14 protein-coding genes and 1 pseudogene are annotated in these 15,258 nt (G+C 70.2%); 6 read left to right on the plus strand and 9 right to left on the minus strand.

Features of this window, described 5'->3' with window-relative positions; translation table 11 throughout:
- Window positions 1–20: 20 nt before the first annotated feature.
- The 4 genes from ACIPUC_RS23400 (at window position 21) to ACIPUC_RS23415 (ending at window position 5,136) form a co-directional block, all read left to right on the plus strand.
- Window positions 21–1,067, plus strand: coding sequence for an agmatine deiminase family protein (locus tag ACIPUC_RS23400; RefSeq protein WP_446591852.1), 1,047 nt, complete (start codon window positions 21–23; stop codon window positions 1,065–1,067).
- 37 nt (window positions 1,068–1,104) lie between these two features.
- A complete protein-coding gene (locus ACIPUC_RS23405; protein WP_446591854.1) occupies window positions 1,105–1,725 on the plus strand; it encodes a TetR/AcrR family transcriptional regulator in 621 nt (206 codons plus the stop codon).
- Window positions 1,726–2,052: 327 nt separating this feature from the next.
- A complete protein-coding gene (gene cimA / locus ACIPUC_RS23410; RefSeq protein ID WP_446591856.1) occupies window positions 2,053–3,672 on the plus strand; it encodes a citramalate synthase in 1,620 nt (539 codons plus the stop codon).
- 120 nt (window positions 3,673–3,792) lie between these two features.
- Window positions 3,793–5,136 carry a hypothetical protein gene (locus ACIPUC_RS23415; protein ID WP_446591857.1) on the plus strand — a complete coding sequence of 448 codons (1,344 nt, stop codon included), beginning with the start codon at window positions 3,793–3,795 and terminating at the stop codon, window positions 5,134–5,136.
- A 37-nt stretch (window positions 5,137–5,173) separates the two neighbouring features.
- On the opposite strand, the gene ACIPUC_RS23420 is transcribed toward ACIPUC_RS23415, so the two are convergent.
- Window positions 5,174–5,785 (minus strand): YceI family protein, encoded by a 612-nt coding sequence (locus tag ACIPUC_RS23420; RefSeq protein ID WP_446591858.1) that lies wholly within the window; start codon window positions 5,783–5,785, stop codon window positions 5,174–5,176.
- 262 nt (window positions 5,786–6,047) lie between these two features.
- Here ACIPUC_RS23420 and ACIPUC_RS23425 point away from each other — a divergent pair, with 262 nt between their 5' ends.
- On the plus strand, window positions 6,048–7,631 hold the full coding sequence (locus ACIPUC_RS23425; RefSeq protein ID WP_446591859.1) for an acyl-CoA carboxylase subunit beta: 1,584 nt from the start codon (window positions 6,048–6,050) through the stop codon (window positions 7,629–7,631).
- Window positions 7,632–7,648: 17 nt separating this feature from the next.
- Window positions 7,649–7,840 (plus strand): acyl-CoA carboxylase subunit epsilon, encoded by a 192-nt coding sequence (locus ACIPUC_RS23430; RefSeq protein WP_446591860.1) that lies wholly within the window; start codon window positions 7,649–7,651, stop codon window positions 7,838–7,840.
- Window positions 7,841–7,982: 142 nt separating this feature from the next.
- On the opposite strand, the gene ACIPUC_RS23435 is transcribed toward ACIPUC_RS23430, so the two are convergent.
- The 8 genes and pseudogenes from ACIPUC_RS23435 to ACIPUC_RS23470 form a co-directional block, all read right to left on the minus strand.
- Window positions 7,983–8,570, minus strand: coding sequence for a GTP-binding protein (locus ACIPUC_RS23435; protein WP_073911148.1), 588 nt, complete (start codon window positions 8,568–8,570; stop codon window positions 7,983–7,985).
- Window positions 8,551–9,102, minus strand: a complete 552-nt coding sequence (locus ACIPUC_RS23440) for a DUF742 domain-containing protein (RefSeq protein WP_446591861.1) — start codon at window positions 9,100–9,102, stop codon at window positions 8,551–8,553. Before ACIPUC_RS23440 ends, ACIPUC_RS23435 begins: the two co-directional genes overlap by 20 nt.
- Window positions 9,103–9,195: 93 nt before the next feature.
- Window positions 9,196–9,609 carry a roadblock/LC7 domain-containing protein gene (locus ACIPUC_RS23445; protein ID WP_030037347.1) on the minus strand — a complete coding sequence of 138 codons (414 nt, stop codon included), beginning with the start codon at window positions 9,607–9,609 and terminating at the stop codon, window positions 9,196–9,198.
- A gap of 10 nt (window positions 9,610–9,619) precedes the next feature.
- Window positions 9,620–12,817 carry a nitrate- and nitrite sensing domain-containing protein gene (locus ACIPUC_RS23450; protein ID WP_446591863.1) on the minus strand — a complete coding sequence of 1,066 codons (3,198 nt, stop codon included), beginning with the start codon at window positions 12,815–12,817 and terminating at the stop codon, window positions 9,620–9,622.
- Between the two features lie 335 nt (window positions 12,818–13,152).
- Window positions 13,153–13,737 carry a GTP-binding protein gene (locus tag ACIPUC_RS23455; protein WP_073776607.1) on the minus strand — a complete coding sequence of 195 codons (585 nt, stop codon included), beginning with the start codon at window positions 13,735–13,737 and terminating at the stop codon, window positions 13,153–13,155.
- A complete protein-coding gene (locus ACIPUC_RS23460; RefSeq protein ID WP_215149806.1) occupies window positions 13,718–14,110 on the minus strand; it encodes a DUF742 domain-containing protein in 393 nt (130 codons plus the stop codon). The genes ACIPUC_RS23455 and ACIPUC_RS23460 overlap by 20 nt, the downstream gene beginning before the upstream one ends.
- Window positions 14,111–14,259: 149 nt before the next feature.
- Window positions 14,260–14,673, minus strand: a complete 414-nt coding sequence (locus tag ACIPUC_RS23465) for a roadblock/LC7 domain-containing protein (RefSeq protein ID WP_069922098.1) — start codon at window positions 14,671–14,673, stop codon at window positions 14,260–14,262.
- Between the two features lie 9 nt (window positions 14,674–14,682).
- Window positions 14,683–15,258 (minus strand): annotated as a pseudogene (locus ACIPUC_RS23470) (histidine kinase); the annotation flags it as partial.

The following is a 15,258-nucleotide window of genomic DNA, read 5'->3' on the forward strand; positions in this document are numbered from 1 at the left end:
CAAGCCCGTAAGGACCCCTCATGACTGCACAGCCCGCCAAGCCCGCGGACGACGGATTCCGGATGCCCGCCGAGTGGACCCCCCACGAGCGCACCTGGATGGCCTGGCCCAGCCCCAACCCCACCTTCACCACCGGACAGGAGCTCGCCGAGGCCCGCGAGGCCTGGGGCGCCGTGGCCCGCGCGGTGCGTGCGTACGAGCCCGTGACCCTGGTCGTCTCGCCCGGCGACGCCGAGAGCGCCCGCAGGATCGTCGGCGACGACGTGGAGCTGGTCGAGCAGGAGCTCGACGACGCCTGGATGCGCGACATCGGCCCGACCTTCGTCACCAACGACACCGGCGAGCTGGCGGCCGTCGACTGGACCTTCAACGGCTGGGGCGCCCAGGAGTGGGCCCGCTGGGAGCACGACTCGAAGATCGCCCGGCACGTCTCGGACGTGGTCGGCACCCGCACGTACAGCACCCCGCTCGTCAACGAGGGCGGCGCCGTCCACGTCGACGGCGAGGGCACCGTGCTCCTCACCGACACCGTGCAGCTCGGCGAGGGCCGCAACCCCGGCTGGTCCCGCCAGCAGGTCGAGGCCGAGGTCCACGCCCACCTCGGCACCACCAAGGCGATCTGGCTCCCGTACGGCCTGGCCGGCGACTACGGCACCTACGGCACCCAGGGCCACGTGGACATCGTCGCCGCCTTCGCCCGCCCCGGCGTGGTCATGGTGCACACCCAGCCCGACCCGGCCCACCCGGACCACGAGCGCTGCAAGACCATCGCCGCCATCCTGCGGGCGTCCACCGACGCGCAGGGCCGGCAGCTCCAGGTCGTGGAGATCCCGGCGCCGACCGTGCTGGAGGAGGACGGGGAGTGGGTGGACTACTCCTACATCAACCACTACCTGTGCAACGGCGGCGTCGTGCTGTGCTCCTTCGACGACCCGCGCGACGAGGAGGCCGCCGAGATCTTCCGCGGACTGTTCCCCGAGCGGACCGTGACCCTCGTTGACGCACGTACGATTTTCGCCGGGGGTGGCGGAATCCACTGCATCACCCAGCAGCAGCCGAAGGTCTGACGACCGGGACCGGCATCGGATCGACAAGGAGTGGGCCATGGCGGCGGGTGGAGTACCGGTACGGGCGGCGCGCAAGAACGCGCCCCCGCGCGAGGACGTACTCGTCGCCGCCATGGCCACGATCGCCGAACGCGGACTGGAAGGCCTGACCATGGCCGGCCTCGGCCGCGAGGTCGGCATGAGCAGCGGCCACCTCCTCTACTACTTCCGCAGCAAGGACGAGCTCCTGCTGCAGACCCTGGAGTGGAGCGAGGCGGAACTGGGCACCGCGCGCCGGGCACTGCTCGCCCGGCGCGGCCCGGTGGCCGAGCGGCTGCGGGCGTACGTCGACCTCTACGTGCCCACGCAGGCCCGCGACCCGCACTGGACGCTGTGGCTGGAGGTCTGGAACCGCTCCCAGAACGCCGGCCCCCAGGAACGCGACCGCCAGGCCGCCATCGAGGGCGCCTGGCACCGCGACCTGGTGGCGCTGCTCGCGGAGGGCATCTCGCGCGGCGAGTTCCGCCCGGTGGACCCCGACCGGGTGGCGGCCCGCATCCGGGCCCTGCTGGACGGATTCAGCATCCAGCTGGCGGTCGGACTGCCGACGGTGGACCGCGCGGAGATCCTGGACCACGTCCGAGAGTTCCTCACGGAGTCCCTCACCCCCGGGCCGTAGTCCCGGCCGGCGTGCCGCTGACCGCATGGTGAGATTGCTGTCCATCCACGGCGAGCGTTGTGGCACACTGCGAGCGTGCCTGCTCAGCTCATGATTATCGCCAGCAGCGCGCCGGTCCCCAGTGGCCGCTGAACCGCGGAAGAACTTCGCGGAAGCGGCCACCGTGCCTCGGACCCGCGCGCAGACCTCTCGCTACCCGCGAGGGGTCTTTTCGTTTCCCGGCCCACCCTGCCGGGGCCGGACCGCGCGCGATGATGGGGGCAGTGACGGCGGCCTGCCCCTTCGGCAGGCATCCGGAACCACTCATCCGACAGGAGTCAGATCAGCATGACGACGACACCAGAGGCGGCAGCAGCGGTCCTCGACGACAGCTTCCATGTCTTCGACACCACGCTGCGCGACGGCGCCCAGCGCGAAGGCATCAACCTCACGGTCGCCGACAAGCTCACGATCGCCCGGCACCTGGACGACTTCGGAGTGGGCTTCATCGAGGGCGGCTGGCCCGGCGCCAACCCCCGCGACACCGAGTTCTTCGCCCGCGCCCGCGCCGAGATCGACTTCAAGAACGCCCAGCTCGTCGCCTTCGGCGCAACCCGGCGGGCGGGCGGGGCGGCCGCCACGGACCCGCAGGTGCGGGCCCTGCTGGAGTCCGGCGCCCCGGTGATCACGCTCGTCGCCAAGTCCCATGACCGCCACGTCGAACTCGCCCTGCGCACCACCCTGGACGAGAACCTCGAGATGGTCCGGGACACGGTCTCCCACCTGGTGGCCCAGGGCCGCCGCGTCTTCGTCGACTGCGAGCACTTCTTCGACGGCTACCGGGCCAACGCCGAGTACGCGAAGTCCGTCGTACGCACCGCCCACGAGGCCGGCGCCGATGTCGTCATCCTGTGCGACACCAACGGCGGGATGCTGCCCGCCCAGATCAGCGCGACCGTCTCGACCGTCCTCGCCGACACCGGCGCCCGCCTGGGCATCCACGCCCAGGACGACACCGGCTGCGCCGTCGCCAACACCCTCGCCGCCGTGGACGCGGGCGCCACCCACGTGCAGTGCACGGCCAACGGCTACGGCGAGCGCGTCGGGAACGCGAACCTGTTCCCCGTCGTGGCCGCCCTGGAGATCAAGTACGGCCGCACGGTGCTCCCCGAGGGCGCCCTCGCCGAGATGACCCGGATCTCGCACGCCATCGCCGAGGTCGTCAACCTCACGCCGTCCACGCATCAGCCGTACGTGGGCGTCTCCGCCTTCGCGCACAAGGCGGGCCTGCACGCGTCGGCCATCAAGGTCGACCCGGACCTCTACCAGCACATCGACCCCGAGCGGGTCGGCAACACCATGCGGATGCTGGTCTCCGACATGGCCGGCCGCGCCTCGATCGAGCTCAAGGGCAAGGAACTCGGCGTCGACCTCGGCGGGGACCGGGCGCTGATCTCCCGGGTCGTGGAGCGGGTCAAGGAGCGGGAGCTCAAGGGCTACACGTACGAGGCCGCCGACGCCTCCTTCGAGCTGCTGCTGCGCGCCGAGGCCGAGGGCCGGGCCCGCAAGTACTTCCGGATCGAGTCCTGGCGGGCCATCGTCGAGGACCGCCCGGACGGGACCCACGCCAACGAGGCCACGGTCAAGCTGTGGGCCAAGGGCGAGCGGATCGTCGCGACGGCGGAGGGCAACGGCCCCGTCAACGCCCTGGACCGCGCCCTGCGCGTCGCCCTCGAACGCTTCTACCCCCAGCTGGCCAAGTTCGAGCTGGTCGACTACAAGGTCCGCATCCTGGAGGGCACGCACGGCACGGAGTCCACGACCCGCGTGCTGATCGCCACGACGGACGGCGTCCGCGAGTGGTCCACGGTCGGCGTGGCCCCGAACGTGATCGCGGCCTCCTGGCAGGCCCTGGAGGACGCCTTCACGTACGGCCTCCTCCACGCGGGCGTGGAGCCGGCGGAGTAGTCCCGCCGCCGGTCGGCACGGGTCACGGGTCCGCGACCGGCGCGCGGCGCGCGCTGGACGTCCGGACGGGCTTATGTCCTGCTCACACAGGAAATGACCGGTTCGGGTAGCGTCGTGGGTATGAGGACCAGGCTGATATCCGTACGCGTGGGATCGCTGTTCGCCGGTCTGCTGCTGGGCCTGTCGGGAGCCGTGCTCGCGGCCGCGCCGCAGGCTTCGGCGGCCACCGGGGTGGACGCCGTGGCGGAGGCCCTCAAGAAGGGGCCCGTCTACGTCGATCCCCGGGCCGGGGCGCAACTGTCCGAGGCCGAGGCCGACGCGCTCGCGCAGAAGATCAAGGACGCCGGGAAGCCGGTGTTCGTCGCCGTGCTGCCCGCCACCGGCGAGTTCCCGCAGGACAAGGTGCTCGGCGCCGTCCGCGCCGAGACCGGGATCACCGGGCTCTACGCGGTCCGGCTCGGCGACGGCTTCAATGCGGGCGCGGACCGCGCGGTCATGCCGGCCAACGCCGTGCGCAACCTGACCGAGGCCGTGAAGACCGGCACCCCGGTGGACGCCGGCACCCAGCTCAACAACTTCGTGGACCAGGCCCTGACCCAGGTCCAGGGCGGCGCCCCGGCCTCCTGGGGCAGCGTCGGCGAGGACAGCGGGGCCCCGGTCGCCGGCCTGATCACCCTCGGCGCGGTGGCCGCGGTCGGCGGCGGCGGCGCGTACGCGCTGGTCCGCCGCAACCGCAAGAAGAAGGAAGAGGCCCGGCGCGAGGCCATCGAGCGCCTGAGCGTGGTCGTGGACGAGGACATCACGGCCTTCGGCGAGGAACTCGAGCGCCTCGACTTCCACCCCGCCGAGCCCGGTGCGGACGACGCCATGCGCAGGGACTACGAGCAGGGCCTCGACTCGTACGAGAAGGCCAAGGGGATCATGGCCTCCGTGCGGTACCCGGAAGAGGTCACGGGCGTCACCCAGGCCCTGGAGGACGGCCGCTTCGCGCTGGCCACCCTCGACGCGCGCCGTCAGGGCAGGCCGCTGCCCGAGCGCCGCTCGCCCTGCTTCTTCGACCCGAGGCACGGTCCCAGTACCGAGGACGCCTCCTGGGCTCCGGCCGGCGGGGCCGTCCGTACCGTGCCGGTCTGCGCGGCGGACGCCGTACGGCTGCGCGACGGCCTGGACCCGGCGGTCCGCACGGTCGACACGGAGCGCGGCCCGCGCCCCTACTACGACGCGGGCCCGGCCTACGGCCCCTGGGCCGGCGGCTACTTCGGCGGCGGCATGCTGCCCGGCCTGCTCATGGGCACGATGCTGGGCTCGATGATGTCCAGCCCGGCCTACGCCTCCGACTTCGGCGGCGGCATGGGCGGCGGTTACGAGGGCGGGGACGTCTCCGGGGCCGACTTCAACCCGTCCGACTTCGGCGGCGGGGACTTCGGCGGCGGTGGCGGATTCGACGGCGGGGGCGGCTGGTAGCCGCCCCCGGAGCATCCGCTGGTGCGCCGGTCGCAGGTCAGGCCTGCTTGATGGCCGAGATGTCGAAGCCCAGCTTCACCTTGTCGCTGACCATCACACCGCCGGCCTCCAGCGCGGCGTTCCAGGTCAGGCCCCAGTCGGAGCGCAGGATCTCGGCGGAGCCCTCGAAGCCGACGCGCTCGTTGCCGTAGACGTCCGTGGCGGATCCGGTGAACTCCAGGTCGATGGAGAGCGGCCGCGTGACGTCCTTGATCGTCAGCTCGCCGGTGATGCGGTACGCGTCGCCGCCGAGCTGCGCCGCCCGGGTGGAGCGGAAGGTCATCAGCGGGAAGAGCTCGGCGTCGAAGAAGTCGCTGCCCAGCAGGTGGGCGTCGCGGTCGGCGATGCCGGTGTTGACCGAGCCGATCGTCACGTCGATGGACGCGGTGGAGCGGGCCGGGTCGCTTCCGTCCAGGTGCAGGCTGCCCTCGAACGTGTCGAAGCTGCCGCGGACGTTGGTGACCATGGCGTGGCGGACGGTGAAGCCGACGCTGCTGTGGGCGGCGTCGATGGCGTAGTCGCCGGTGAGGGCGGCAAGGGCCGGGTCCACCGCGAGAGCGGCGGTGGCGGTGGCGGCGGTGTCCTGGCTGCGGCGGCTGAACAGTCCCATGGTGTGCTCCTCGGTAGCTCTTCGAGATTCTGTTGAATCTTCAACGACTTCAACGGGAACGACGCTAGACCTATTCCGTTCAAATTTCAACATCTAGGCGGAGTGTCAGGCGTTTTTGTCGGGGAGCCACAAAGGACGAAGGTCTCCTCTGGCGGAGTCCTTGGTTCCTCCGGCTGTACTGTGCGGGCCGGACAGCGGAAGACTCCCGAGACTGTGCGGAATGAACGGAGGTTTTTCCTCGCGATCTTCGTAAGGTCGGTACATGACCGTTGTGGACCAGACCCCGAGCGAGCCGACGGACGCCCGTGGGCGCGTGGCCGAGCTGCACTCCCTGCGCGAGCAGGCACGGCGCGGCCCCAGTGACCGCGCGACCGAGACCCAGCACGCCAAGGGCAAGCTGACCGCCCGCGAGCGCATCGCGCTGCTCCTCGACGAAGGTTCCTTCAAGGAGGTCGAGCAGCTGCGCCGCCACCGCGCGACCGGCTTCGGCCTGGAGGGCAAGAAGCCCTACACCGACGGTGTCATCACCGGCTGGGGCACGGTCGAGGGCCGCACGGTCTTCGTCTACGCCCACGACTTCCGCATCTTCGGCGGCGCCCTGGGCGAGGCCCACGCCACGAAGATCCACAAGATCATGGACATGGCCATCGCGGCCGGCGCCCCGCTGGTCTCCCTGAACGACGGCGCCGGCGCCCGCATCCAGGAGGGCGTCTCCGCCCTCGCCGGCTACGGCGGCATCTTCCAGCGCAACACCAAGGCCTCGGGCGTCATCCCGCAGATCTCGGTCATGCTGGGCCCCTGTGCCGGTGGCGCCGCCTACTCCCCGGCCCTCACGGACTTCGTGTTCATGGTCCGGGAGACCTCGCAGATGTTCATCACCGGCCCGGACGTGGTCCGCGCGGTGACCGGCGAGGAGATCACCCAGAACGGCCTCGGCGGCGCCGACGTGCACGCCGAGACCTCGGGCGTCGCGCACTTCGCGTACGACGACGAGGAGACCTGCATTTCCGAGGTCCGCTACCTGATCTCGATGCTGCCCTCCAACAACCGCGAGAACCCGCCCGTCCACGAGACGAGCGACCCGGCGGACCGCCGCTCAGAGGTCCTCCTCGACCTGGTGCCCGCCGACGGCAACCGCCCGTACGACATGCTCAAGGTCATCGAGGAGCTCGTCGACGAGGGCGACGTCCTGGAGATCCACGAGCGCTGGGCCCGCAACATCATCTGCGCCCTGGCCCGGATGGACGGACAGGTCGTCGGCATCGTCGCCAACCAGCCCGGCCACCTCGCCGGCGTCCTCGACATCGAGGCCTCCGAGAAGGCCGCGCGTTTCGTCCAGATGTGCGACGCCTTCAACATCCCGATCATCACGCTGCTGGACGTCCCCGGCTTCCTGCCGGGCGTCGACCAGGAGCACGGCGGCATCATCCGCCACGGCGCCAAGCTGCTGTACGCGTACTGCAACGCCACCGTCCCGCGGATCTCGCTGATCCTGCGCAAGGCCTACGGCGGCGCGTACATCGTCATGGACTCCCAGTCCATCGGCGCCGACATCACCTACGCCTGGCCCACCAACGAGATCGCCGTGATGGGCGCCGAAGGTGCCGCCAACGTCATCTTCCGCAAGCAGATCGCGGACGCCGAGGACCCCGAGGCCATGCGCGTCCGCATGGTCAAGGAGTACAAGGCCGAGCTGATGCACCCGTACTACGCGGCCGAGCGCGGCCTCGTCGACGACGTCATCGACCCCGCCGAGACCCGCGAGACCCTCGTGGCCGCCCTCGCGATGCTCCGCAACAAGCACGCCGACCTGCCGTCCCGCAAGCACGGCAACCCGCCGCAGTAAGAGGAGACAAGCCACCGATGAGCACCGACACCCTGCTGCGCGTCGAAAAGGGCAACGCCGAGCCCGAGGAGCTGGCCGCGATCACCGCGATCCTGCTCGCCCGCGCCGCCGCCACCCCCGAGACGGTCCCCAGCCCCCGCTCCCAGGCCGGCTGGCGCCGCCTGGAGCGCACCCCGGGCTTCCGCGCCCCGCACAGCTGGCAGGGCTGAGACCCGAAGCCGAGAAGGCCCCGCACCCTCCCCGGGAGGTGCGGGGCCTTCTGCGTACCCGCGTACCCGCGTACGCAATCCACGGCGAAGGCCCCCGTGTTCAGGGACACGGGGGCCTTCGGGGTACGGGCGGGGCGGGCCGCTACCGCAGGCGGGCCATCAGGGCGTGCTCGACCAGAGTGATCAGCGCGCTCTTGGCGTCCGCGCGGTGGCGGGCGTCGGTGGTGATGATGGGGGCGTCCGGACCGATCTGCAGGGCCTCGCGGACTTCCTCCGGGGTGTACGGCTGGTGTCCGTCGAAGCCGTTGAGGGCGATGACGAACGGCAGGCCGCTGTTCTCGAAGTAGTCGACGGCGGGGAAGCAGTCGGCGAGGCGGCGCGTGTCCACCAGCACGACGGCGCCGATGGCTCCGCGGACGAGGTCGTCCCACATGAACCAGAAGCGGTCCTGGCCCGGCGTACCGAAGAGGTACAGGATCAGGTCCTGGTCCAGAGTGATGCGGCCGAAGTCCATCGCGACCGTGGTGGTCGTCTTGTCACCGGTGTGGGTGAGGTCGTCGATGCCGGCGGAGGCACTGGTCATGACGGCTTCGGTGCGCAGCGGGTTGATCTCGGAGACCGCGCCCACGAACGTGGTCTTGCCCACGCCGAAGCCGCCCGCCACCACGATCTTCGCGGAGGTGGTGGAGCGGGCGGGAGCCGCTCCGCCGTTAGAGCTTGCGAAGTCCACTGAGCACCCTTTCGAGCAGTGTCACATCTGGCTGGCCGCCGGCAGACTCGTCGCCGCCGGGCTGGTGAATGGCGACAAGGCCCGCCTCCGCCAGGTCGGCGACGAGGATCCGGGCGACACCAAGAGGAATGGAGAGAAGTGCCGAGATCTCCGCGACGGATTTGATCTCCTGGCACAGACGGCAGATGCGCTGGTGCTCGGGCAACTGCCCTTGCAGCCGCGCGGGGTCGGCCGTGGTACTGACCAGCGCCTCGATGGCGAGCTGGTAGCGCGGCCGCGTACGGCCGCCGGTCATCGCGTACGGGCGCACCAGCGGGTTGTGGGCCTTCGGAGCCGGCTGCCGCGCGGCGCGCGGAGGCTGCTGCTGAGGCATCTGGGGCTGCTGGGGCTGGCCGTACGGCTGCTGCTGGTACGGGTTGTGCTCCGGCACGGGCCGGCTGGGAGCAGAGGGAAAGTTGAAGCGGTTCTGGTCGTGCTGCCCACCCTGCGGCTGCTGAGCGCCGCCATAAGGATGACCTCCGGGTGTTGTCACGTTTCCTCCTCCGACTCCAAGAACGCAGTACTCCCTGTGGAACCGCGCCACCGCACCCTATGGTGCGATGGCGCGAAACGCACTGCCTGTCTGCTAGTTGAGAAGACTTCCCTGCAGCTCGGCGCGCAGGTCCGGGGTGAGGACACTGCCCGCGCGATCCACCAGAAGGGCCATCTCGTAGCCGACGAGGCCGATGTCGCACTCGGGGTGCGCGAGCACCGCGAGCGAGGATCCGTCGGAGACGGACATGAGGAAGAGGAATCCCCGGTCCATCTCGACCACGGTCTGGTTGACGGCGCCGCCCTCGAAGATGCGGGAGGCTCCGGCGGTCAGCGAGGTCAGTCCGGAGGCCACGGCCGCCAGCTGATCGGCGCGGTCGCGCGGAAACCCGTCGGACATCGCCAGAAGGAGTCCGTCGGCGGAGACCACCACGGTGTGGGACACCCCAGGGGTGTTGTCCACGAAGTTGGTGATCAACCAGTTCAGGTTCTGTGCCGCCTGGCTCATCGGGCTCACACTAACGCTCCTGGTCATAGCTGTTACTTGACTGCTCAGAACCCGCGCTGCGTCCCTGCTGGACACCGCGCCGCAGGTTGCTCAACCTGCCGCGGACGTCCTCCGGAGCGCGGGAGACCTGGGGGCCGCCCTGCGGGGTCGTCTCCGCCGCGCCCTCGACCAGGTTGGCCTTGGGCACCCGCCGAGGGAGACCGGACGGGGTGACCCCGCCCGCCTTCGGCTCGCGGAGTTTGGCGGCCTGCTCCCAGCGCTCGTCGTTGCCCGAGCGCCAGGCGGTGCTGCCTTCCTTCACCTGCTCCGGGGCCGCGGGCTGCTGCTGACGCTGCGGCCGCTGCTCGAAGAGGGATCCGGTGGACTCCGCTTCCTGCTGTGCCGGCTGCCACTGCTGCTGGCTGCCGCGTCGCGGCAGGCCCGCTCCGGTCATCTTGTGACCGGTGTCGGCAGCGGCGCCCGGACGGTCGAAGCCTACGCGCTCCGGGGCCCGTTCGGGGACGGCGGGGGATTCCGATTCGGTCCCGTAATCCTGCTGGTAGGCAGCCGGATACGTGTTCTGCTCGGGCCACTCGGCCTGCTGCGACCGGGAGTCGTAGCCCCCGTCGTAGTCCGGGGCGGCCGCCTGCCGGTTCTCGTACCCGGCTTCCGGATAGCCGTACCCCTGCTGCGGGTAGTCCTCGTACTCCTGCTGGGCCTGCTGCGCCTGCGGTGCCTCGTACGAGCCGTCGTAGCCCTGCTCGGACTGCTGCTCGTAACCCTGGTACGGCTGGTAGCCGTGTTCAGGCTGAGGTTCCGGATAACCCTGCGGGGCCTGGTCGTACTGCTGGTCCTGGCCCTGCGGGTAGCCGACCTGGGCCTCCAGCGCGGCACGCCGCTCCTCGCGTACGAGGGACCGCCCGACCGGGTCCAGATCGCGGACGTCGCCGCCCTGCTGGTCGTAGCGGGAGTCGTCGAACCCGAGCTCGGCGGCCGTGCGCAGCGGAGCGGCCTGCTGGGCCTGCTGCTGCGGGATCATCTGGGAGACCGTGAAGTCGTCGTCCGGGATGCCCTCGCCACCGCCACCGTGGGTGATGGCGTCGGGGAGCATGATCAGCGACGTCGTGCCGGCCGCCTCGCCCGAGGGGCGCAGCTGGACGCGGATGCTGTGGCGGTCCGCCAGCCGGCCGACCACGAACAGACCCATGCGCTGCGAGATCGCGGCGTCCACGGTCGGCGGGTTGGCCAGCTTGTGGTTGATGTCCGCGAAGTCCTCGGCGGTCAGGCCGATGCCCTTGTCGTGGATCTCGACCATCACGCGGCCGTCGGGCAGACGCGTGGCGTTGACGCGGACCTTGGTCTGCGGGGAGGAGAACGTGGTGGCGTTCTCCAGCAGCTCGGCGAGCAGGTGCACGAGGTCGGTCACGGCCTGGCCGTGGATCTCGGCGTCGGAGACGCCGGAGAGCTCGATGCGCTCGTACTGCTCCACCTCGGAGGAGGCGGCGCGCAGCACGTCGACGAGGGGGACCGGCTGGTCCCAGCGGCGGCCCGGGTTCTCACCCGCGAGGATGAGGAGGTTCTCGCCGTTGCGGCGCATACGGGTGGCCAGGTGGTCCAGGCGGAAGAGGTTCTCCAGCTGGTCCGGGTCCGCCTCGTTGTTCTCCAGGTCGGTGATGAGGGTCAGCTGGCCCTCGATCAGCGACTGGTTGCGCATGGAGAGGTTGGTGAAGATCGCGTTGACGTTCCCTCGCAGGAGCGCCTGCTCGGCCGCGAGCCGGACCGCTTCCCGGTGGACCTGGTCGAAGGCCCGGGCGACCTCGCCGATCTCGTCCTGGGAGTCGATCGGGATCGGGTGGACACGGGTGTCCACCTTGCCCGGGTCGGTGCGCGAGAGCTGGTCGACGAGCATCGGCAGGCGCTGCTCGGCGATGTCGAAGGCGGCCGTGCGCAGGCGGCGCATCGCGCGGCCCATCTGGCGGGCCATGAGACCGGCCATGATGAAGGCGGCGAGCAGGGCCACGACCACGATGGCGCCGTTGACGATGGCGTCGGTACGGGCCTCGTCGGAAACCGCGACGGCGTCGTTGACGGCCTTGTCGAGGAGGTCCTTCTCGATCTCGTCGTAGCCGTCGAACTTCGCGGTGGCGGCGGCCTGCCAGGCCATCGGCGTGGTGCCGCCGGCCGCCAGCTTGGTCTTGTTCTCGCCGCTGGCTATCGCCTCGGTCATGCCGGTGAGCGGCGACTTGTTGGCTCCGGCCACGGGCGGGGGCACGAAGCGGATGCCGGCCTGCTCGGCCTTGGCCTTGGCCTCGGCGAGCTTGGCGGCGCCCTCGTCGGACTTCCTCTGCATGACCTGCTTGAGGTTGTTCACGTCCTCCTCGGTACCCGCCGCGACGTACTCGCCGATGGCGATTTCTTCGAGGTAGGCGTACGAGGAGAAGGCGACGAGCTGGCTCTTGCGGATGTCCTCGTTCGTGCTCGGACGGACCAGCAGGTGGGTGCCGACGGAGCGCTGCAGCGAGTTCGCCGCCTTGGCCAGCTGGATCGCGTAGACCATGCGGCCGTACGAGGTCACGTTGCCGGTGCCGAGGCCGAGCTCGTTGGCGAACTGCATGAGGTAGTGCTGGACCAGCACGTAGCCCTCTTCGGTCGGGATCGGGCCCGCCGCGCTGGGGAGGTTCTTCTTCGGGGTCTCGGCCCCGACGGCGTACGCCGTCTCGCGGACCTTCTTGAGCTCGGGCTCCGCCCCGCGGAAGAGGTCCAGCCGTCGCTCCATGCCCAGGTTCTTCGGCATGTCCTGGACGGACTGGTCGAACTTCACCTTGGCCGCGTCGGTCGCGTTGCGGGCCTTGGTGACGATCTCGCTGTTCGGGTTGCCGCTCAGCAGCGGCTCGGCCGTGAGGTCGCGCTCGTTGAGCAGGGCCTGGCTGTATTCCGAAGAGGCCTGGACGACCCTGGCTATCTTCTCGGCGTCCTTGGCCTCGTTCCAGGTGTCGACGGAGCCCTTCACCTGGAAGCCGCCCATGACCAGGCCGACGAGGGCCGGCACGAGCAGGATCGCGTTCAGACGGGTCGGCACGCGCCAGTTGCGGGGCGAGAACCTGCTGGTGCTCCCACCGCTCACCGGTGGTTCCACGGGCACGTCGACGGGCGACGCGGCCGCTCGCGGCGGCGGGGTGAAGTTGCCACGCGCGGGTTCATCCGCGGGGCTCGTGATGCTTCGCCTCACTCGACCAACAACCTCTCGGCGGTGCTACTAGCTAGTTCGTTGAATTCCAGCACGGTTAACGGTCCTGTTCCAAACAGTTGAAACCGGCCATTCCCAGAACCTTATGCCCCGCATAAAACGGACATAAAGAGCTTCCTGCGGCAAAAATAGGGGCAGTTGTGCGCGTAGCGGCACCAGCCGAATGCGCGCCGTGGCCAACTGGCGGCAATTGTCTGTCGAAACGTTATGAACGAGAAGGGCGGGCCGTGTCGTATGACACAGCCCGCCCTTCTCCTCGTTGTGAAGAACCCGTGTTGCTTGCGTGGTGCCACTTGAGCCGCGAGACCGAAGTCGTGTTACTTGAGTCGGGCCATGAGGGCGTGCTCGACGAGCGTGATGAGTGCGCTCTTGGCGTCCGCGCGGTGGCGGGCGTCGGTGGTGATGATGGGGGCGTCCGGACCGATCTGCAGCGCCTCGCGGACTTCCTCCGGGGTGTACGGCTGGTACCCCTCGAAGCCGTTGAGCGCGACGACGAACGGCAGGCCGCTGTTCTCGAAGTAGTCGACGGCGGGGAAGCAGTCGGCGAGGCGGCGCGTGTCGACCAGGACGATCGCCCCGATGGCTCCGCGGACGAGGTCGTCCCACATGAACCAGAAGCGGTCCTGGCCCGGCGTACCGAAGAGGTACAGGATCAGGTCCTGGTCCAGGGTGATGCGGCCGAAGTCCATCGCGACGGTCGTCGTCGTCTTGTCACCGGTGTGGGTGAGGTCGTCGATGCCCGCCGAGGCGGAGGTCATGACGGCTTCGGTGCGCAGCGGGTTGATCTCGGAAACGGCTCCGACGAACGTGGTCTTGCCCACGCCGAAACCGCCTGCCACCACGATCTTCGCGGAGGTGGTGGAGCGAGGAGCCGCTCCGCCGTTAGAGCTTGCGAAGTCCACTGAGCACCCTTTCGAGCAGCGTGACGTCCGGCGTGCCGCCGGCCTCTCCATTGCCCGGCTGGTGGATGGCCACCATTCCGGCCTCCGCCAGGTCGGCGACGAGGATCCGGGCGACACCGAGCGGCATCGACAGCAGTGCGGAGACCTCCGCGACCGACTTGACCTCGCGGCACAGCGTGCAGATGCGCTGGTGCTCCGGGAGCAGGCCGGACAGGTGCATCGGATCGGCCGTGGTGCTGACCAGGGCTTCGATCGCGAGCTGGTAGCGGGGCCGGGTCCGGCCGCCGGTCATCGCGTACGGACGCACCAGCGGCTGGTCGCCATCCGAGTACGAATCTCCGTACGCATCGGGATAGGCGGGGGGCGGGGTCATTGATCCTCCGGGCTGGACAGCAGTGGTCAGCGTGCCGTCTGACGGGGCGGCCGGTGGGGGGACGGTATGACGGCCTGCGGTGGTACTGGGTTCCGGGGCGGGTGCCCGGTCCCCCGGCCGTTAGTACCGTCCGACCGGGGGAGGGGGAGTCAGGTGAGCAGGCTTCCCTGCAGTTCCGCGCGCAGGTCCGGGGTGAGGACACTGCCGGCGCGGTCCACGAGGAGGGCCATCTCGTAGCCGACGAGGCCGATGTCGCACTCGGGGTGCGCCAGTACGGCCAGGGACGAACCGTCCGAGACGGACATGAGGAAGAGGAATCCCCGGTCCATCTCGACCACGGTCTGGTTGACGGCGCCGCCCTCGAAGATGCGGGAGGCTCCGGCGGTCAGCGAGGTCAGTCCGGAGGCCACGGCCGCCAGCTGATCGGCGCGGTCGCGGGGGAATCCTTCGGACATCGCCAGAAGGAGTCCGTCGGCGGAGACCACCACGGTGTGGGACACCCCAGGGGTGTTGTCCACGAAGTTGGTGATCAACCAGTTCAGGTTCTGTGCCGCCTGGCTCATCGAACTCAACTATCGCTCCTGCTGGTAAGTGGGGTCGATGTGGTAACTGCCGGTTGCCGGACCGCTGTTGCCGGCCTGACGGCCCTGCTGGATACCGCGCCTGAGATTGGTCAGACGGCCACGGACGTCGTCCGGTGCCCGCGAGACCTGCGGACCGGCCTGCGCCTCGGCCTGCTGCTGCGCCGTGCCGGCCACGAGGTTCGCCCGCGGGACCCGGCGGGGCAGCCCCGAGGTGGTGATGCCGCCGGCGGCGGGCTGGCGCACGCGCTCGGCCTGCCGCATCAGCTCGTCGTTCGGCGAGGACCGCCAGCTGACCGTCGGCGTGGCGCCGGTGGCCGCGGTGGCGGACTCGGCCGGTGCCTGTCCGCGCTGCGGCAGCTGCGGAGCAGGGGCCGCAGGGCCGGACTGCTGCGGCTGCTGGGGCAGCGCTGCGGACGGTGCCTGCGCGGCGGGCTGCTGCCCTTCCTCGCGGAACCAGTTCGACTCCAGGGTGTCGAAGATCGGGCTGCGGGCCTCGCCGGAGTTCTGCGCCGGGGGCAGCGCCTGCGGCTGCTGGTACTGCTGCTGAGGCTGCTGAGGCTGCTG

The sequence above is a fragment of the Streptomyces sp. LARHCF249 genome, assembly GCF_052871255.1.